This window comes from Gemmatimonadaceae bacterium, assembly GCA_020846935.1.
In the GTDB taxonomy this organism is placed as follows: Bacteria; Gemmatimonadota; Gemmatimonadetes; order Gemmatimonadales; family Gemmatimonadaceae; genus RBC101.
Window position 1 is genome coordinate 109,937 of sequence record JADLCY010000005.1, and the last position, 18,206, is coordinate 128,142.

At 69.9% G+C, this 18,206-nt stretch carries 14 protein-coding genes; 3 read left to right on the plus strand and 11 right to left on the minus strand.

Annotation, left to right across the window (positions count from 1 at the left end; genetic code table 11):
* Nucleotides 1–80: 80 nt before the first annotated feature.
* The 5 genes from IT361_07205 to IT361_07225 all read right to left on the minus strand — a co-directional run bounded on the left by IT361_07205 (nucleotide 81) and on the right by IT361_07225 (nucleotide 4,076).
* On the minus strand, nucleotides 81–866 hold the full coding sequence (locus IT361_07205; protein ID MCC6317469.1) for a DUF4097 family beta strand repeat protein: 786 nt from the start codon (nucleotides 864–866) through the stop codon (nucleotides 81–83).
* Between the two features lie 13 nt (nucleotides 867–879).
* Complete coding sequence (locus IT361_07210) at nucleotides 880–1,947, minus strand: DUF4097 family beta strand repeat protein (GenBank protein MCC6317470.1); 1,068 nt, start codon at nucleotides 1,945–1,947, stop codon at nucleotides 880–882.
* Nucleotides 1,948–1,959: 12 nt separating this feature from the next.
* Entirely contained in the window at nucleotides 1,960–2,745 is a 786-nt protein-coding gene (locus IT361_07215) for a zf-HC2 domain-containing protein (protein MCC6317471.1), read from the minus strand.
* Nucleotides 2,742–3,299: an RNA polymerase sigma factor gene (locus IT361_07220; protein ID MCC6317472.1), complete on the minus strand. Its 558-nt coding sequence runs from the start codon at nucleotides 3,297–3,299 to the stop codon at nucleotides 2,742–2,744. The genes IT361_07215 and IT361_07220 overlap by 4 nt, the downstream gene beginning before the upstream one ends.
* A 210-nt stretch (nucleotides 3,300–3,509) precedes the next feature.
* Entirely contained in the window at nucleotides 3,510–4,076 is a 567-nt protein-coding gene (locus IT361_07225) for an RNA polymerase sigma-70 factor (protein ID MCC6317473.1), read from the minus strand.
* Nucleotides 4,077–4,221: 145 nt separating this feature from the next.
* Here IT361_07225 and IT361_07230 point away from each other — a divergent pair, with 145 nt between their 5' ends.
* Both IT361_07230 and IT361_07235 read left to right on the plus strand, forming a co-directional pair.
* Nucleotides 4,222–5,298: a FecR domain-containing protein gene (locus IT361_07230; GenBank protein MCC6317474.1), complete on the plus strand. Its 1,077-nt coding sequence runs from the start codon at nucleotides 4,222–4,224 to the stop codon at nucleotides 5,296–5,298.
* An 80-nt stretch (nucleotides 5,299–5,378) separates the two neighbouring features.
* Entirely contained in the window at nucleotides 5,379–7,856 is a 2,478-nt protein-coding gene (locus tag IT361_07235; GenBank protein ID MCC6317475.1) for a TonB-dependent receptor, read from the plus strand.
* Between the two features lie 109 nt (nucleotides 7,857–7,965).
* Here the strand turns inward: IT361_07235 and IT361_07240 are convergent, their stop codons facing one another.
* From IT361_07240 to IT361_07265, 6 genes are all read right to left on the minus strand, one after another.
* A complete protein-coding gene (locus IT361_07240; protein MCC6317476.1) occupies nucleotides 7,966–8,316 on the minus strand; it encodes a hypothetical protein in 351 nt (116 codons plus the stop codon).
* A 2-nt stretch (nucleotides 8,317–8,318) separates the two neighbouring features.
* The gene (locus IT361_07245; protein MCC6317477.1) at nucleotides 8,319–9,269 is read right to left on the minus strand and encodes a ChaN family lipoprotein; all 951 of its coding nucleotides are present in this window, start codon (nucleotides 9,267–9,269) and stop codon (nucleotides 8,319–8,321) included.
* 135 nt (nucleotides 9,270–9,404) lie between these two features.
* The gene (locus tag IT361_07250; GenBank protein ID MCC6317478.1) at nucleotides 9,405–10,850 is read right to left on the minus strand and encodes an aldo/keto reductase; all 1,446 of its coding nucleotides are present in this window, start codon (nucleotides 10,848–10,850) and stop codon (nucleotides 9,405–9,407) included.
* Nucleotides 10,851–10,880: 30 nt separating this feature from the next.
* A complete protein-coding gene (locus tag IT361_07255; protein MCC6317479.1) occupies nucleotides 10,881–11,522 on the minus strand; it encodes an HAD-IA family hydrolase in 642 nt (213 codons plus the stop codon).
* Between the two features lie 8 nt (nucleotides 11,523–11,530).
* A complete protein-coding gene (locus IT361_07260; protein ID MCC6317480.1) occupies nucleotides 11,531–13,816 on the minus strand; it encodes a DEAD/DEAH box helicase in 2,286 nt (761 codons plus the stop codon).
* Nucleotides 13,801–16,971, minus strand: a complete 3,171-nt coding sequence (locus IT361_07265) for an N-6 DNA methylase (protein ID MCC6317481.1) — start codon at nucleotides 16,969–16,971, stop codon at nucleotides 13,801–13,803. Before IT361_07265 ends, IT361_07260 begins: the two co-directional genes overlap by 16 nt.
* A gap of 655 nt (nucleotides 16,972–17,626) precedes the next feature.
* On the opposite strand from IT361_07265, the gene IT361_07270 reads away from it, so the two are divergent.
* On the plus strand, nucleotides 17,627–18,193 hold the full coding sequence (locus IT361_07270; GenBank protein MCC6317482.1) for a hypothetical protein: 567 nt from the start codon (nucleotides 17,627–17,629) through the stop codon (nucleotides 18,191–18,193).
* Nucleotides 18,194–18,206 lie beyond the last annotated feature (13 nt).

Genomic DNA, 18,206 nt, shown 5'->3' on the forward strand with positions numbered 1-18,206 from the left:
TCACCGCGATGCGGGCGATTCAGGGCGAGCCCGCCAGTTCTTGTGGTCACCTGGCGGTGCGACCGCCACGTGCGCGCTTGCTAGTTCTTTCTCAGCTCCACGCTGCCGTTCACGGTGGACATGGAGATCCGCGGGCCGCCGTTGCCGATCTTCGCGCGGATGTGGCGCGGATTGATGCGACCGCTGACCGTCAGCGGAAAGTCCGACTGCACGCGGCCGTTGACCGTGCGCATGTCGAGCTCGGCATCGATGCGGTCGGGGACCCAGACCTCGACCGAGCCGTTGACGGTCTCGAAGTCGAGGTCGCGATCACCCAGAGTGCGCATGCGGGCGACGATGCTGCCATTCACCGTGCGTGCACGGACCGGACCGCCGGTACTCGCGGCATCGATCCCGCCGTTGACGGTGCTCGCTTCCACTTCGGAGGTCACTCCGGTGATGTCGAGGCTGCCGTTGACCGTACTCGTCACCAGCTTGACGCCGGGGGGGAGGTGCACGACGAACTCCACGGAGGTGTCGTTGCTGCGGCCGCGCCAGCCCTCGCTCTGCGTGCTGTAGCCGTCTTCATCGCAGCGCGTGCTTTCGCGCCAGATTGCGCAGATGATGACGTCGTCACCGGCCTTTTTGGTTTCGATGCGGACCTGGTCCGGGTCACCACGGCGCCAGCGTTTGGTGGCCGACACCTCCACCCGCGTTCCAGTGGCGCGGTCGACGCGAATGTGGCCGTTCAGGTTGCGGACGTAGAGCCAGCGGCCTTCGGGGATCACTCCGTCCCAGGTGAACGCGCGGTCCGACTGGCGCTCCTGCGCTCCGCCGGTGGTGGCGACGATGGCCGCGAGGGCCAGACCGATCGTGTGACGCATCATGGTTCTCCCGTGCCTAACGCTTACGGATTTCGACGTCGCCGCTGAACGACTCGGCGATGATGCGGGGGCCGCCGGCCCCCAGGTTGAACTCGAAACGGCGCGGACGGCTCGAGGTCCGGTCGCCGGGTTGCAGCGTGATCGGGAAGTCGGAGTCGATCTCGCCGCTGAATGTTTCGACACTGAACCTGGCGTTCGTGCCCGCCGGGATCGCGAGGTTGATCGTGCCGGAGTGGGAATTGAACTCGTAGCGCCCGTTGGCGTCCACGGTGCCGGCGTAGGAGACCTCGCCGCTCGTGGTCGACAGCTCCACGTCACGCCCGCGCGCGTCGCTCACGAACAGGTCGCCCGACGTGCTGCCGAGATGAATGTCGCCCTCGAGGCCGGTCGCTTCGATCGAACCGCTGACGGTGTTCCCGTCGACGTTGCCCTTGATGTCGCGCAGTGTGAGGTCGCCGGACACCGTGTTCGCGTCCACGCGCCCCGACGACCCGGCCACCGTCACGTCGCCGCTGGTGCTGCTCACCTCCACCTCGCCGCCGGCGTTGCGCACCTCGATGTCGCCCGACGTGGAGTGGAGGATCAGCCGTGCCCCGCGCGGAATGCTGATCTCGTAGCGCGAGTCGATGTCTCGGTCCGTGCGGCCACCGCTGCGCTGCTCGATGATGATCCGCGACGAGCTGAGTTCGTACTCCAGACGACCGCGTCCGGTGGATGCCTTGATGCGGGCCTCGCGGCGCTCCCATCCGGTGACGACGATGTCGCCAAAGGCGCTCGACACGTCGATGACGCCGGTGCCGGAGAAGGCAAACGTCGTGTCGATGCGCTGCGCCTGGTGCTCGAGCTGCCGATCCGATCGGTCATCGTCGTCGCGGTCACGAAGCCGGCCCTGACGCTCGAACTCGGCTTCGATGCGGCTCGCGAGCGACGTGGCGTGTCGTTCCACGCGGCTCGCCATGCGTTCGGCGGCCGCCGCGATGGACTCGGCCAATCGTTCGAAGTTGCGTTCAACCGACTGTGCGGTCGCCGGTCGCGCCACGGCCACGGTGGCGATGACGACAGAGAGGAGTGTGCGGCGGGTCATAGGTGATCAGCGTCAGGTCGTCGGCGAAAGGAGCGCGGCGCGGCGCAGCAGGCTCAGTTTGCGTTCGAGCGACCTGTCCACTTGCTGCGAGAGAAAACGGCTCGCCGGATCGCGCTCCAGCGCGCGGCGGGCTTCGGCGATGGCGCGGTCGATCGTGGCGATGCTGCTCTCGAGGATGGCGACCGTGGCCGGGTCGAGCGCGTCTTCACGCTCGCTCACGACGCGGCGCAGACGCTCGATTTCGCTGGTGTACGTGGTGCTCGCGTCGGGACGAGGGGTGCGCGGCGCGTTCGACACCGGCGTCACGGCAGACTCGATCGGCGAGCCCCCCGGCACCGTGACGGGCGGCACCTCGGCCACCAACGCGGAGTCGGAGGCGGCGCCCGGCGTGAGTCGAGGGGCGCGGTCCGCGTCGGCCACGACGGCGGGCGCATCCGTTGTGCGACGCGTCGCGACGGCCCACGTGGAAATCGCCGTGATGCCGACCAGCGCCGCCGCGATGGCGCCGAGCCTCCAACGATTGAATGCCGGCGCGGCTGATCGGTGTGATGGGAGGGAAACCACCACGGTGCCCGTGCGCGCCTCGATCTCCGGCCACAGATCGCGGGACGGCGTGAGACCCGGCAGCGCTGCCGCCTGGGCCACGATGACGCGCAGGTCGCGCACGAGCGAACGGCACGCGGCACATGACGCCAGGTGAAGCTCGGCGTCGGCGAGCGACGAGTCGTCGAGCACCCCCTCGAGGTAATCGGGGAGCCGCGCCTCGAAAGCGTCGCACGTCAGATTGGTGTGCGTCATCGTTGCAATGCCTCGCGAAGGAGCATGCGTGCCCGATGGAGCTGAGCCTTGCTGCCTCCGGCCGTAATGGAGAGCATACCTGCGATCTCCTCGTGCTTGAAGCCCTCGACGTCGTGAAGAACAAAGATCCGGCGAGCCCCGCGCGGCAGTAGCGCGATGGCCGCTTCAAGGTCGATCGACGCCCCGGGCGCCGACGTCGATGTCCGACCGGGAAGCGCGTCCAGCCCGTCCTGGTCATCGTCGAATCTCGACCGCACCCGCCCCTCCGACTTCCGAGCGTTCAGGACAAGGTTGACCGCCAACCGGTGCAGCCAGGTCGAGAACGCCGACTCACCGCGAAACTGGGCCAACTTCTCCCATACCCGCACGAACACGTCCTGCGTGAGCTCCTCGGCGTGCGATCGGTCGTTGGCCATTCGCGCGCAGAGGGCAAAGACGCGGCCGACGTGCTGGCGGTACAGTCGCTCGAACGCCTGGCGATCACCCGTCGCGGCCAGCGCTACGTCGGGTGCGTCACTCTCTGAGGTGAGAGATTCGCGTTCCTGTTCCGCCACCGTCGATGCCAAAGGCCGGTCCTTGCCTGCTCACCTCGTTGGATAGCGAGGCGCGGCAAAGGGTTTGAATCCTTCCCTACGTGGCGCGGCGTGTCCGGTTGCGCCGGACGGGGCTCCCTGCATCCTCCCGATCCTTCCGCCGGCAGTGCACTACTCCGCAGGTCTGCGCGGACGTCGAACGCGCTCTTGGCTTCGGCGTCGCGCCCGGGGTTACAGCGTCCGGCCGCGGGGGAGCCAGGGGGCCAGCCGTTCGCGCAGCGTGCGGAGTGCGCGCGCCATGTGTGCCTCCACGGCTTTCACCGAAATGCCCAGCGCGCCGGCCACCTCGGCATACTTGAGACCCTGCATCCGGTTCATCTCGAAGACCTGCCGGCAGCGCGGCGGAAGCGATTCGATGGCGCTGCGCAGCGCTGCTTCGATCTCCTGCTCCGAAGCCGATGCGTCGGTGTTGCTCGTGGCAGGCAGCGTGTCCGTGTCGAACTCCTCTCGGTTCTCCACGCGCAGATGACGCAACCGGTTGAGCGCCCGGTTCCGCGTCGATTGGAACAGATATGCCTGCGGCGACCCCTGAATCACGAGTGTCTCACGCCGCTTCCAGAGTTCGAGCATCACGTCCTGCACGGTCTCCTCGGCGGCCTCGCGCTCGCGGAGCATGCGCTCGGCGAACTGCACCAGCGGCGCATACCACGTGCGAAAGATCAGGTCGAACGCGTGCTCGTCGCCGAGTCGGAGTCGTTCGAGAAGAGCCTCGTGCTGGGCCGGGTCGAGGGCTGCCATTGGCGGTGCATCTTATGCAACCTCGGCACAGCGCGCGACCGACGGTTGGCGGGTGTGCCGTCCAGTCAAACGGGAGGGATCGTACCATCAGGGACGATTGCCGTGGTCGCCTAGGGTTGGCGCTGGTTCCCGTGTAACATCTGGCATGACCGCTTCCACCCCTGACCACTCGGCATCGGGTAGCCCGCCCGACTGGGAAGCGCTCGCGAGACACGTTGCCGGAGAGGGGGATGCCGGCGAGCGCCAGCGCATGCAGGACTGGCTCGATGCGCACCCCGAGGATCTTGCCGTGCTCGACGCGCTCGATCGGCTCGCCGAAATGGCCCCGGCCGAGGTGCCGACGGATCTCGACGTGGAGGGCGCGCTCCGACGCACGCGTGCGGTGGCGGGTTTGGACTCGAACGCGCCGCTCCGGCTTGGCCGGCGGAGCCCAAGGTCAGCGGGGGTCGCGCGTGCGCCGCGCACGCGATTCACCGTCGGTTGGCAGATGGCGGCCGTCCTTGCCCTGATTGCGGTAAGCACGGCCGTGTGGAAGAAGGTCTCCGCGACCGGCGCGACCGGGTCCGGGCCGGCCGCTGCCACCTACACCGCGTCGCTCGGTGCGCCGGATTCGGTGACGCTTGGGGACGGTAGCATGGCGGTCCTCGCTCCTGGGAGCCAACTGGTCGTCGCTGGCAGCTATGGAACGGCGTCGCGGGAGGTCAGGCTGACCGGTCAGGGCTGGTTCCGGGCGGTCCACGATGCGCAGCGGCCCTTCGTGGTGCTGGCTGGTGACGCCGCCGTGCGCGACGTGGGCACGGAGTTCACGGTGCACCACTCGTCCGCGTCCGGGGTACGGGTGCAGGTGTTCGAGGGGGCGGTGCTCGTGCGCGGGGCGGCGCAGGCCGACTCCGAGGCCGTGCTCCTGCATCAGGGTGACGAAACGGTGGTGGCGGGTGGCCTGGTCGAAGCGCCGACGCGCGGGACCGTGGCGGCCGATGCGGCCTCGTGGGTGTCGGGGCAGCTGAGGTTCCGCGATGTCCCTCTCTCGGAAGTCGCGGAAACCGTTCAGCGATGGTTCGGGTTGGAGATTCGGGTGGATGAGCCGGCGCTGGCGCGGACGAAGGTATCGATCGACGTGAACCGTGCATCGCTGGGCGGCGTAGCTCAGGAACTGGCGCTCACGGTTGGTGGGCGGGTGGATCGGCGCGGGGATACGGTCGTGGTGAGGAGCGGTCGATAGAAACGCGAGACGGGAGCGGTGTGGGGTCACGCGCGTGACCTCGCGGTGTCAGGCGGTGGAGAGGACCTGCACGTGGCGACATGACGAAGCGGCTGGTGTTCATCAGCGCGTTGCTGTCTGCGCCCCTTGTTTCTGCGGGGGCGCAGTCGTCGTGCCTGAGGGTTCCGTCGTCGTCGTCCGCCAGCTGGCCATCGCCGCTCGACCGGCAGGTGGTAGTTGGTGACGGCCCGGTCAGCATACAGGTGGCCATCGAGCGCGCGGGCGCAGCCGCTCGTGTGCACTTCACCTACCAGGCCGACCTCCTTCCGCGCGATCGCACCGTGTGCGCGGGAACGGCGCGGGTTCAGCTTGGCGACGCGCTGACGCAGTGGCTCGACGGCAGTCGACTCAAACCCGTCATTGCCGGTACGGATCGCGTGGTGCTCGCCCTGGTGCGGCCGGCAATGACCGCGGAACCGGCAGCGGCCGCGCTGGCGACGGCGCAGCTGGCGCCGGTCGTCGTTGTGGAGCAGCCAGTCAGCGGCGCGCCCACCGAAAACGCGACGATTTCTCGATCGGTCGTGGTGAGCGATCAACTCGAGGCCACGGGATCGCCCACGGTGGCGCAGGCGCTGAGTGGCGCCGTCCCCGGTCTGTGGATGTGGAGCACGACGCCCACGGCGATCGGCGGCGGGATGGCCTCGTTGCGCGGCGCGAGCTCGTTCGGCGCGAACTATCCCAAGGTCTACGTCGACGGGATCGAGGTGGCGAACCCGGTCTTTCTTGCGCAGCTCGCGACCGATCAGGTCGCGCACGTCGAGGTGATTCGCGGGCCACAGGGCGCCGCGCTCTACGGCGCGGGTGCGATCGGTGGCGTCATCAACATCACCACGCGCGTCGCGGCCGGCCTGCGCGACGGCCGCCGTGTGTGGCTCCGCAGCACGGCGGGTATTGCCGAGAGCCGCTATTCACCCCTCGGCGCGTTCGTGCAGGACCACGCGCTCGGGGCGCAGTTCGGCGACGCCGCGCGCTCGCTGGGACTTGGACTTTCGACGTCCACCATTGGCGCGTTCATTCCCGGCGCCTTTTCGCGTCAGGTGCAGGCCTCGCTTGGGGCCGCGTTCACCGGGTCCACAAGTCGGCTGCAGCTTACCGCCCGGGTCGTCGGCCAGCGGGCCGGCAATGCCGCGAGCCCGCTCCTCCCGGACATCCTGCCCGTCATGAGCGTGGCGCCGGGGTCGAACGGAAACGGCAACGGGAGCACCACCTCAACGGGGCCCACGGCGTCGGCTCCGCCCGTCGCTGACTCGGCGGCGGCGCAGGACGTGACGCAATACACCGTGGGCGGCACGTGGACGGTGCAGGCGGAGCGATGGACGCACGCGCTCGTGGCCGGTGTCGACGGCTATCGCCTCGACAACGTCGCGCTCGTACCCGGCATGCTGCGCACCCCCGGAGACTCGGCGCTCCTCGCGGCGTCAGGCGGCGCGGATCGGCTCAGTGCTCGCTGGTCCGCCGTGACCCAACTCGGCGATGAGCGCCGGATCGCGTCACGCGTGGCCATCGGAGCCGATCACTCGGCGCTGCGCGATGCGTCGTTAGGCAGTGCAGGCGATCGATCGCTGGGAGCGCTGGCGCCGGTGTGGCGCAGTACCTCCGGAGCGAGTGCACACGCCGATGTTTCGCTGGGCCGCGTCGTGACCCTCGCCGGCGGGCTGCGCCTCGAACGCAATGCGGGCTTCACCATCCTGAGTGGCGTCGCGGCGCTTCCGTCACTCGGCGCGGCCGTCCGGCGACAGGTCGGACCGGCGGCCATCACGCTCCGCACCGCGTACGGCAAGGCGATATCACCGGCGCGTGCCGCGCTCCGGCCCACGCCCTGGGGCGGTCGCGCGCCGGCCATCCTCTCGCTCGAGCCTGAAGAACAAGCGGGCATCGAATACGGCGCCGATGTGAGCGTCGGTTCACGCGTCTCAGCGCACATTACACGCTATGACCAGCGTGCGACCAACCTGGTGCAGCCGGTGGCCGCCATGAGTTCGGCGAGCGGGCGCCTGGTCTATCAGTGGCAGAACGTCGGCGCGATCACCAACACCGGATGGGAGGTCGAGAGCCGAGTGACGCTTGGAGCGCTCGCGCTCGACGGCGCCCTCGGGCTCACCGACAGTCGTGTGCAGCGCGTCGCCAGCGGCTATTCCGGCGACCTGCGTGCTGGCGATCGCGTCCTGCAGGTGCCGACACGCACCGTCAGCCTCACCGCGTCGTGGCTCGGGCGCGGGTGGTCGGGGTCCGGTGCCATCGCGCGCGCGTCAGACTGGGTGAACTACGACTGGCTCGCGCTTTCGGGTGATCTCTCTCGAACGCCTTCCTCCATGCCCGGCGGCGATGCGCTGCGTTCGTACTGGCGGCGCTACCGCGGCGTGACGCGCCTGCGCGCCGCGTTCACGCGCGAGATCACGGCATCGCTCGGCGCCGTCTTTGCCGGGGAGAACCTGCTCAACGTGCAGACCGGGGAACCCGACAACGTGACGATCGTCCCCGGGCGCACACTCAGGGCCGGACTTCGGGCGAGATTCTAGCCGCGGGCGTCGTGCCGAATCGCGATGGCCTGAGCGCTTCGCGAACAGCTGCCGATTGTTGGTCAGCACGGACGGCGACGCGATCGTCAGGATCGACAGGTTCGTCGGACTAGGATATCCAGATGCCCAGCATCGGCGTGAGGAGCGAGAGCGCGATCGCGAACACGCTGCCCGTGCCCGCGACGATCGCCATGCCCTGCACGACCCGGCGCCATGCTCGCTCACTCCCACTGCGTTCGAGGACGATCCACGCCCCGAATGACGCGATCGCCACGCCGCCGAGCGCGACGCGCCACCACGAGGGTGCAAACGTGAGGACTGCCGCCGCGATGACCGCTCCGGCCCCGCACGCGATCGCCGCCTGCGCGTCGGAAAGCAGGAGCGACAAGCGGTGCAACTGCGCGCCGAGTGTGGGTTCTTCGGTCGGCAGAATGGGTCCGGCATGTCCCTGTTGGACCATCGCTACCTCCCGGTGGCCGGAGCCGCCAGTCGCCGCGTGAACACGATGTAGTCGCCGCGCCGGCGATGCGCGGCGAGATCCACCTGGTCGAGCGATGCGACGGGGATGGCGCTCACCACCACCGTCCGCGCCGCGGGCGCGCGACGGCGTAGCCGCGCGGCGGTACCGAGACCATAGTCCGAGTGGAACGCGCCGTCGTAATGCACCACGATAGCGCCGCGGCCGGCGCGCGCCAGTGCGTCCGCCACCGCTTCACCCATCGCTTCGTCCTTCACGCACTGCGCTTCATAGAAGCGCACCGTCATGGCGCGCATGGCCTCGGTGTCGGGCGCGTCGGCCGGGCCACCGCTGCCGTGGCCACGCATCTGCTCGGCAAACCGCGTGAAATACTCGTCGTCACGCGGGCACTGGTGGTCGCGCGCGATCCAGCGACGATCGGCGGTGGGGATGGTGTCAAGCGCGGTGAGTCCCGCCCGGCTCACCACGGCCGCGATCCGGCGCGGCACGTTCGACGCCACGACAGGCCAGCCGCGCACCCGGGCCAGCTCAACCATGCCGCGATAGTCGGTCGCGTATCGCTCCCAGGGGCGCGCGATGCTCAGGAACGCCGATTCGTCCGTGCGGCCGGCGAGGTAGTCGTCGAGCGGGCCCTGCACGTCGCGCTCGAACATCTCGAGCGACAACACCAGGTTGGGTCGCACCGCGCCAATGGCTGCGAGCAGCGCAAGTTCGGCCGCGTGCGTGACCGGGTCGTCGTGCTGTTCGCCAAAGAACACGACGTCGGCGGCGGCCACCTCACGGGCAAAGGCATCGAACGCCATCGGCCGGCCGGTTGCCGAACTGTAGACCCTCAGCACGGGCGACGGGTCGCTGGCGGAAGACGGCTGCGCCAGCGGGCGACAACCGATGGCGAGCAGGACGGCAGCGAGGAGGGCAAATCGGTGGTGTATCATCGAGAGTCGGGAACCGGAGCGAGACACCAGATCCACCTCGACTTCTCCTGGATACAGGCGGCCGATCGGAGGGTTCGAGGCACGGAACGCGGGTGTGCTGCAAGGTCGCCCCCGGCGCGGCCGCGTGCCAGTCGGCTACGATCCGACGATCGCCTCGGCTTCCATTTCCACGAGGTATTCGTCTCCCACGAGGTCGGCCCGCACGAGCGTGTTGGCCGGCTGGATCGTGCGAAAGCGCTCGCCGTGTGCGCGGGCGACCGCTTCCCAGTCCTCCAGACGCCGCACGTATACGCGCGTGCGCACCACGTCGGCGAGCCGTCCGCCAAGCGACTGGATGGCGCCCTCGATCCGGTCGATGATCGCATGCGCCTGGGCCGCGGGGTCGGTGCCGCCGACCACACCGTCGCGGTGCGTAGCGGTCGTGCCGGAGACCCGAATCGTCGACCCGGTGCGCACCGCGCGACTGAATCCGGCCAGGGCTTCCCATGACGTGCCGCTAAGCGCGATCTGCCGGTCGTCGCGCCGCTGCACGGGATACGGGGGCGGGAACGCATCGAGGTGGTGACTCAGATCCCCGCTGGCGGTGAGGTAAGGTGGCTTGCGATACTCATCGCCGCAGTCGCCGGGGATCGTGCGGAGGTCCGCGAGCACCCTGGCGATCTCGCACCGCGCCTCGGCGTCGATCTCGAAGGCGAACAGGCGCGCGTTGTCGCGGATGTGCTCGGCCTCACCCAGTCGCGCGCCCACGATGATGCCGCCGACTGCCGGCTGGTCGAGCATGTACCGGCAGGCGAGGTTGGCGATGGATACACCGAGTCGTGTCGCGTGGGCGTGGAGCACGCCGAGGAGCCGCTGCAGCGCGTCCCAGCCGCCGGCTTCGCCCACGTAGCGGCGGTACTTCATTTGGGACCACGTGTCGAGCACGTCCGGGTCCGGCTTGCCGAGCCATCGATCGCTCAGCAGCCCGCCGGCGACGGTGCCAAAGGCGAGGAGCTTCACCCCACGTTCCAGGCAGAGCGCGGTCATCCGTCCCGCGGCGCGCTGATCGAGCAGCGAGTAGCACAGCTGGTTGCTCACGACCGGGATGCCGCTCGCGAGCACGATGCGCAGGTGTGCAGTGTCGAAGTTGGTGAGGCCCAGGTGCCTGACGAGTCCTTCGGTGCGCAGTTCGTCGAGCCAGAAGAGGCAGTCGAGCCACGACGGGTCGGCGTAGTTCCACGCGTGGAACTGCATGAGGTCGATGCGGTCGCGGCGCAGTCGCGTGAGCGCTCGCTCGACCGCTGCGCGGACGTCGTCGCGGGTGACAGGGCCGGGTCGCGGGACCCACTTGGTGCACAGTTCGATTGGGCCGGTCCCGGCGCGTGACGCGAAGCGCCCTGCCACGTCTTCTGCGGACCCGTAGTGGTCGGCCATGTCGAACGTGGTGAACCCGGCGGCCGCGAAGGGCGCCATCGCCGTCGCGGTCGCCTCGAGGTCGATGGCTCGACCGTCGCGCTCCATGTCGGCGACCTGCCAAAGTCCGGTGACGACGCGGGAGATGGTGAATCCGGGGGCGAGCTCGATGCGGTCGACGTGGGTCATGCGGTGCGACGTTGACTGGGAAGTGTGCGGCTACTGCAACAACGTTCGCAGATCAGACGCCGAGTGCGCCACGTGCGTGGGGCGGTGAGCGCGGAGGTCGGCTTCACCAAAGGCGCCCCACGTGACGCCAATGGACGCGACGCCTGCGGCGTTGGCCGCGTCGAGGTCGAAGGGTGAGTCGCCCACATACACCGTCTCGGCGGCCGCCGCACCGAGGCGCTGCATGGCGAACAGCACCGGCTCCGGGCCAGGCTTGTGGGTGGCCGTCGACTCCAGGCCCACCACGATCTCGAAGCACGCATCGATCCCGATGCAGGTGAGGGCCCGGTGGGCCAGCGTTTCGATCTTGCTGGTAACCACGCCGAGCGGCCGGCCGTCGTCGCGCAGCCAGTGCACGACGTCGTTGACTCCGGCGTAGGGACGCGTGAGGCGGTCGTGGTTGGCCATCTGGAAGCTGCGGTACGCGGCGATGATGGCGTCGAGCTGCTGCGCCGAGCTGGCGTAGTCACCCAGGTGGGACGCGAGCGGCCGGCCGAGTCCGCGGAGGATCTCCTCGCGGGAGGGTGACCAGCCCAGGACGGTGGTGAAGGCGTGCTGGCCGGAGCGGACGATCAGTTCGATGGTATCGGCGAGGGTGCCATCGAGGTCGAACAGGACGACGCGGTAGGGCATTCGCCAATCTATCGCCCGCGGGTGGCGACCCGCCTCGGGAGGAGCAGGAGGAGGCATCGCACGCCTGGGGTGCTGCGCGTTGCGCTCGGCCTTGCGCGGGCGGCCAGCGTGGCGTGCAGCTCGGCGATCGCATGCACGCCGGGCGCCGCCCGACGGGTCCACGCGTCGAGCCAACGCTCGACGCCGACGCCGCTGGCCTCCTGCACCAGTCGGGTTGCCGCGACGATGTGCGGGGCAAGGGCGCGACGGGTGCGGCGGTCGACACGCGCTCCGAGTTGTGCGAGTCGGCGCACGGCCCTTCGCTGCACGGGTCCCAGTCCGTCGCCGAGGAGTTCGTGATGTCGGGCGCGCCGTCGGCACCACGCGTCGAGTGCCGCGACGTGGCGGCCCGCCTCACGCCGAACGGCATCGTTGATCTGCGGCTCGCGGTCATCGGGTGGCACACAACCGGCGAGCCGTGCGAGCACGTCGCCGGGGTCGCTGGAGATCGTGCCGTGGCTGCGCACCACGAGGTGCGGACCCTCGCCGGCGTCGACGAGCGCCACGCTTGCCGTGGTGGTGTGGTCGCCGTCCAGCGCGGCGACGATCGGGACGGGCGCTGTCAGAGCGTCGGCCGGCCGATCTGCGCTGACGGTCCAGTGGCGGAGCACCTCGCGCAATCGCGCCGCGGCATCGGAAGGTGAGGCTGCCGCCGCGCATCCAACGCGGGAATGCAGGAGTGCGGCGATGGGATCGGCCCCGACGAGGCGGGCCGCCACGCCCGCCTTGCGCGCGAGCCGCTGCGACAGACGAAGGAACCGCGCCGCGCCGCCGGGAGGTGCAAACGCGGGCTGACGGATGCGATCGTGTGTGGCGCCCAGCCTCCGCAGCCGTCCGACGCGCTGCTCCAGGCGCGCCATGGTCCAGGGGAGGTCGAGGTGCACGAGCACGCCGGCGTCGTGCAGATCCACGCCTTCGCTCATCACGTCGGTGCTGATGAGGACATCGACGCGCATGGCCTCGGGCGCCGACAAGGGGCAGTTGGCCGTGAACTGGGCGAGGATCTCCCTGCGGTCCGCGCGTCCCGAGGCGATGCGCGTCTCTGTGCCGGCGATGACCGCGCAGCGGACGGTTTGGGCGAGCGCGCGAAAGGCGGCGCGCGCGGTATCGCGACTGTGGGTGAAGCAGACGACGCGCACCGGCGCGGCTTGCGCGACGATCGTGGCGAGGCGCTGCCAGCGCCAGCGATCTGCCGAGCCGTGGGTGCGCACGCGATCGCGGAGCGCGCGCACGGCATCGAGGTGACCGCGCAGCTGTTCGAGCATGCCCAGCGCCGATCCGGGCGTGGCGAGGTCGTCGAGCGTGCCCGGGTCTCGTCCGGGCGTGGCGAGGTCGAGCGGGAAGCCGAGCTGGATCGTGCTGGTGTCGATGACCCAGCGCCGGAGGTCAGCCCGGGTGAGGGTTCCGCCCTGCATGAGGCGGCTCTCCATCGCGAGCCCGATGGCGAGCCGACGTTGAAGCGCGGCACAGAGCGCGGCCTCGCTCGAGGCCCACTGCCTGACGAGTCCGAGCGTGGCCAGGGCGTTCGCGGAGCCGCCGTCGGCGGGAGGCACGGGCGGTGGCAGCCGATGAATCGCGCGGAGCGTGTCGGCGTCGTCCTCCGGGGTGCACCAGTCCGGGGGATCCACCACCGGCTGGTGCGTGGGCGCGGCATCGAGGCGGCGGCACACGATGCGCGAGAGGAGCTCCGCCGACGCGTGTTGGGCGCGGGCTCCGAGAAAGAGTGAGCAGAGCGCGTGGAGGTCGGCGGCGCGATTGTGAATCGGCGTGGCGGTGAGCAGCAGGAGATCGCGCCCCCAGGCGAGCGTGGCCAGCGCGTCGAAGCGTCGCGTGGCCGGATTGCGCGCGTGATGCGCCTCGTCGACGACGATCAGGGCGTCACGGGGTGGGCCCGCGGGGCGTCGCCAGGCGTCATCAAACGACTGAACGGTTGCCGAGCGTTGCGCGGCCGTGAGGGCGGAGCGCCAGTGGGTGCGCAGCGCCGCCGGGGCGATGATGTGGACGTGCGCATACGACGCGGCGATCCCGAGCGCGACCCAGGTCTTGCCGGTGCCCACGGGATCGGCGAGGAGGGCGCCGCCCCAGCGGGCGATGGCGGCGCGGCACACGCGGACCGCTTCGCGCTGGTGCGGCAGCAGCGTGATCGTGCCGACGGTGACGGGGGCGTCGTGGGGCGGCCCCACGCCGTTCGCCAGTCGGGCGCCGGCGATCGACGCCTCGACCCATCGGAGCGCGCTGCCTAACGCTTGTGCCACGAGACCAGGGGTGCGAGGCTGCGCGGGCTCACGCCGTACGCCGCACAGGTGGCCTCGAGCAATTCGGCGTCACCGACGACCTCGCCCTCCACGCCCCTGGCGCCGAGCGGTGCGAGCACGGTGCGCGCGCGCGCCCAGGGGGTGGGCACGGGCAGGCACGCGATCGTCCACGCCAGGTATCGGCGATACCCGCCGCGCGCGGGCTCGGCGATGGCATCGAGCCACGCCGCGGCCAGCGGCGAGTTGAGCAACGCCACGAACGCGGCCGCGTCGGTGTCGTCCCGGCAGGGCAGCACATAACACGTATTCAGCGGGACCACGGGCGATCCGGCCGGCAGCACGGTGGCGCGTGGACCGCGCGACAGGTCCGCCCACACCACGCGCGGCCGATCATTGCGCGCGCCGTCGATGCGGAAGAGCGCCCACCATGGCTGCGACGGCCTGGCATCGGCGCGTGAGGAGAGTTCGCGTCGCCAGCGCGCGAACCATCGTGTCGTTGCCGGGGGCAGCGATGCGAGTGGGCGCCCGTCGCGGCCGTGGGTCCAGACGATGCACTCGCGGCCGGCAGCCGAATGCCAGCGGCGCACGTGTTCGCCGCGCAGCACGGGGCGCAGCATCGCCGCATCGACACGCACGTTGCCGCGGGCCGACGACACCACGGCTTCGTCATTGTCGCCAGCGCCCGCTTCCACGAGGAACGCTTCGTTGCACCCGCACTTCACGCCGAGCAGTGGCGCACCGAGTGATGACGCCTCGAGCGGCGTGCCGGCGGCGGCGAGGCGCGAGAACGATCGGCGGGCATCGGGAGGGAGCACGATCCAGGGCGCGCCGGTGGTGCCATCGAACGCCAGGTGGTCGTACGGGGCCTGCCACGAAATGGCGATCCGCCGCCGGTGGACGGTGACGCGCACCTCGCGGTTGTCGCGGAGCGCGCGGCGCACGACCACCAGCGACGGGTACACTGCGGCATCGAACGCCGCCGGTGCGTCGGACCAGTCCTCGAGCACGCGCAACTCGTGTTCACCTCGCAACAGGTGACGCACGCCGCCGCCGGCCAGCGATCGCCAGAGTTTCATCGGCAGCAACAACGCCACCACGCCGTCGCGACGCACCAGGCGCGTCGACTGCTCGGCGAAGAGCGCGGCAAGGTCCACCTGCGCGGCGAAGCCGGCGGGCGCCGGGCCTGTGTCCCGCTGCCACGCGGCCTCGCGGAAGACGCGGAAGCTGCGGCGGAACTCCTCGCGCCGCTCCACCGGGATGCGGTGGATGCGCACCCACGGCGGGTTGCCGATGACGAGGTCGAACCCGCCGGCCTGCAGGGCATCGGCAAAGTGCGAGGCAAATCGAAAGGGCAGGGCGCCGCCCGCGGTCACGGAGCGACGGTGGGCGCGCAACGCGCGTGCCGAGGCCTGGAGCGCGGCCCGTCGCTCGCGTTCGGAGCCAACGGAACCGCGCCGGCCACCAAACAGGTCGCGCCCGCGGGAGGCCGAGAGCAGGCCGCGGCGCTCTTCGGCGATCGCCGAGAGTCTGCGGTCGAGCACTGTGAGCGCGGCGCGTCGTTCCGCGGCGTCGAGCGATCGCGCGAGCAGCGCCTTGCGGCGTCCGGTGGCGCGCGCGTAGCGCTCGCGCAGCTGACGCACGGCCGGGAGGTCACGCCGCACGTCGATCCAGTCGCCGCCGTCCAATGCGTCGCCGGTGCGAATGTTCCGGTCGAGGTTGGGGAGCGGGGGCACCGCGAGGGGATCGTCGATGCGAAGGTCGATCACGGTGGCGAGCCAGAGGCGAAGTTCGCACAGCCACACCGCCATCGGGTTGATGTCCACGCCAAAGATCGACTGCGTGAGCACCCGTCGGGTGATCGTCGCCCGATCGCCGTCCTCCACGCGTTGGCGCAGGGTGGTGACGCGGTCGAGCAGGTGGACCAGGAAGGCGCCTGACCCACAGGCCGGGTCGAGGATGCGGAGCGGCGTGAGCGCGCGCCGCAGCGCCGCGGTCTCGTCATCGGCGAGGGGCTCGCCGGACGTCACGCGCGCGAGCAGTTCCGGGGGAACGCCGCGGTCGCCGAGGAGTTCGCCGAGCGCTGCCTCCACGGTGCGTTCGACGAGGTCATGCGGCGTGTAGAAGGCCCCGCTGTCGCGGCGGTCGCGCGACGCCATGAGGCTCTCGAAGGCGCGACCGAGCATTTCGGGATCGATCGCGGCCTCGGAGGAGTCGGACCGGTCTTCGTGCGGCGTGAAGCGGTAGCGCGTGAGCACGTCGTCGAAGAGTGTGGCCAGCTCTTCATCGCGAAAGCGGACGTGGCGGTAACGTGCTTCCAGCGGGGTGCGCGCAAAGAGGCCACCATTGAGAAACGGTACGGCGCCCAGTCGGCGCGCCGCCGCGGCTCGGCGCTCGACGCGCGTGTTGAGCGTGCCGAAGAACAGCGGGTCGAGCAGCCGACGGTGGACCTGTCCGCCGCGGTCGTGAGCGGCGTCCATGTGCCGGACGAGGAAGTCGGGATCGCGGTCCAGCCAACCTCGCGACTGCAGGAACGAGAGGAAGAGCAGGCGTGACGCGGTAGTGAGTGCGAGTTCGCGACGCGCGGCCGAGGGCGCGGCGCCCGTGGCGCCTTCGCCGAGCGAGACCACTGCGGCCTCGAGCGCGCGATAGAAGCGGGCCGACAGCGCCTGGCGGCCGAGGATTTCGTGGATGCGCAGGTGGACGAGGGGATCGTCGCCGCCGGCCGCCCCGGCGAGGGCGCTCAGCGTTTCGGCATCGCTCTCGCGCACTCGGCGCGGTTCCCAGCGGAGCAGGGCGCGGCGCACGCGGGTGCCGTCGTCGAGCCATGTGGCGAGTGTGGCTTCGGCGCCGTCGGTGCGGACGACGAGCACGAGCCACGCGAACTCCGGGGCGCGGCGTGCGAGGCGCGGGGCGAGGGTGGCGACCGTGTCGCGCGTGGCGCACGGGGGCGGCACGTGCAGCACGAGGGCGCGGAGCGTGCCGTCGCGCCGGGCTGCGCCTGTGCGCTCGACCGGGTCGCCAACCCCGAGGGCGGCGGCGCTGGCGCGATCGAGGAGGGTGGGCGCGCCGAACCCGAGGGCGGCGAGGAGACTGGAGGGGCCGCGCGGCGTGGCGACGGCAGCGAGGAGCGTGGAGGCAGCGCGAGGCGTGAGCACTGGCGCACGTTAGGTGCGCATGTTCCAGTCTCCTTCATCATTGCATTGCCGGGTGAATCGAAACCGCGCGCGTGGTGGACGTGCGTGGCGCGTGGCTCGACTCGCGGCCTGAGCGCGATTACCCCTCGAGGGTTGCTGTTCCGGGCACCTGCGCCGGAGCACCTACGGCATTGAGAGCCGACAGGAGAATCGGCGTTACTGTCGCCCCGTTCGCACTGTCTGTCGTACACGTGTTCACGACATGGCCGATCGGACGTAGCCTGGAGGAGCGTGGTGCGCGAGCTGTCTGGCCCGGTGCGGAAGGCTTCCGGCGTAAGCGTACGGGTCGAACGTAGTTATTCGCTCCACTCGCCGATTCCGCCACACCACGGCATGCTGTCCCAGCCGCCGCTTGCGCTCCGGTGCATCGGATACCGCTTGGCGCAAGGACTCCAGCGCTTCTCTTGCCCGAGCGGACACGGTGGTCATGCGCGCGCCTCTCGCGAGTTATCGTAGACAGCGGGCTGCAATCTGGACGCTGCCGAGGCTCCTGGGTGAAGACAAATGGGGTTGCCGTCGCTATGGCTCCTTGGCGGACACATACTGGCGTGGGCAGGTAGCGTGCGACATCTTCGCCCGTCCAACGGCCGGGGTTGCTCGGGATGACCAGACCTGCATGGCACTTCAGGAAGAAGAGAGCAGGAGATGTAGCGCGCGATCCCATCTCCTCAGAGTTCTTCAGCTCCGAGGCAGTAGAGGATGCGGCGCGTTCCGTCATACGAGAGGCCATCCAGAACTCGCTGGATGCCCGCCCGCGCCCGTTCACGATGCCCGCCTGAGCCTCCAGAACCACTTCGCGGCGCTGCTGAAGCGAGAACAGATCCCGTTCGATGAACAGTGCCGGACGGAGCATGGCGAGCGGCCCGATTTCCTGGTGCCCGGATGCGCTGCCTACAACGACGCGATGTATCCCTCTGACCGCATGCGCATGGTCGCCTGCAAGTCAGTCCTGCGCGAGCGATGGGATCAGATGCTGAACGAGGCGGAGCGGATCGCGGAGAAGTATCTCCTGACGCTCGACCTTGCGCTGACGGATGCAACCATCGAGGACATCCGGCGCAACAATGTGAGGATATTCATCCCCTCCATGCTTGCTGATGCAGCATATCGTAACCACGTGCGACGGTCAGAGATCGAATCTGTGTCGGAGCTGATCAAGAGGCTTCAGGCGTCCTGGACTTGACCCCAGTACCGTT

Excerpts from the sequence above, each read along its gene's own strand:
- IT361_07270 (MCC6317482.1), top strand. The coding sequence starts at position 17,627 with ATGGCACTTCAGGAAGAAGAGAGCAGGAGATGTAGCGCGCGATCCCAT.
- IT361_07245 (MCC6317477.1), bottom strand. The coding sequence starts at position 9,269 with ATGATACACCACCGATTTGCCCTCCTCGCTGCCGTCCTGCTCGCCATC.
- IT361_07255 (MCC6317479.1), bottom strand. The coding sequence starts at position 11,522 with ATGCCCTACCGCGTCGTCCTGTTCGACCTCGATGGCACCCTCGCCGAT.
- IT361_07250 (MCC6317478.1), bottom strand. The coding sequence starts at position 10,850 with ATGACCCACGTCGACCGCATCGAGCTCGCCCCCGGATTCACCATCTCC.
- IT361_07235 (MCC6317475.1), top strand. The coding sequence starts at position 5,379 with ATGACGAAGCGGCTGGTGTTCATCAGCGCGTTGCTGTCTGCGCCCCTT.
- IT361_07225 (MCC6317473.1), bottom strand. The coding sequence starts at position 4,076 with ATGGCAGCCCTCGACCCGGCCCAGCACGAGGCTCTTCTCGAACGACTC.
- IT361_07230 (MCC6317474.1), top strand. The coding sequence starts at position 4,222 with ATGACCGCTTCCACCCCTGACCACTCGGCATCGGGTAGCCCGCCCGAC.
- IT361_07240 (MCC6317476.1), bottom strand. The coding sequence starts at position 8,316 with ATGGTCCAACAGGGACATGCCGGACCCATTCTGCCGACCGAAGAACCC.
- IT361_07210 (MCC6317470.1), bottom strand. The coding sequence starts at position 1,947 with ATGACCCGCCGCACACTCCTCTCTGTCGTCATCGCCACCGTGGCCGTG.
- IT361_07215 (MCC6317471.1), bottom strand. The coding sequence starts at position 2,745 with ATGACGCACACCAATCTGACGTGCGACGCTTTCGAGGCGCGGCTCCCC.
- IT361_07205 (MCC6317469.1), bottom strand. The coding sequence starts at position 866 with ATGATGCGTCACACGATCGGTCTGGCCCTCGCGGCCATCGTCGCCACC.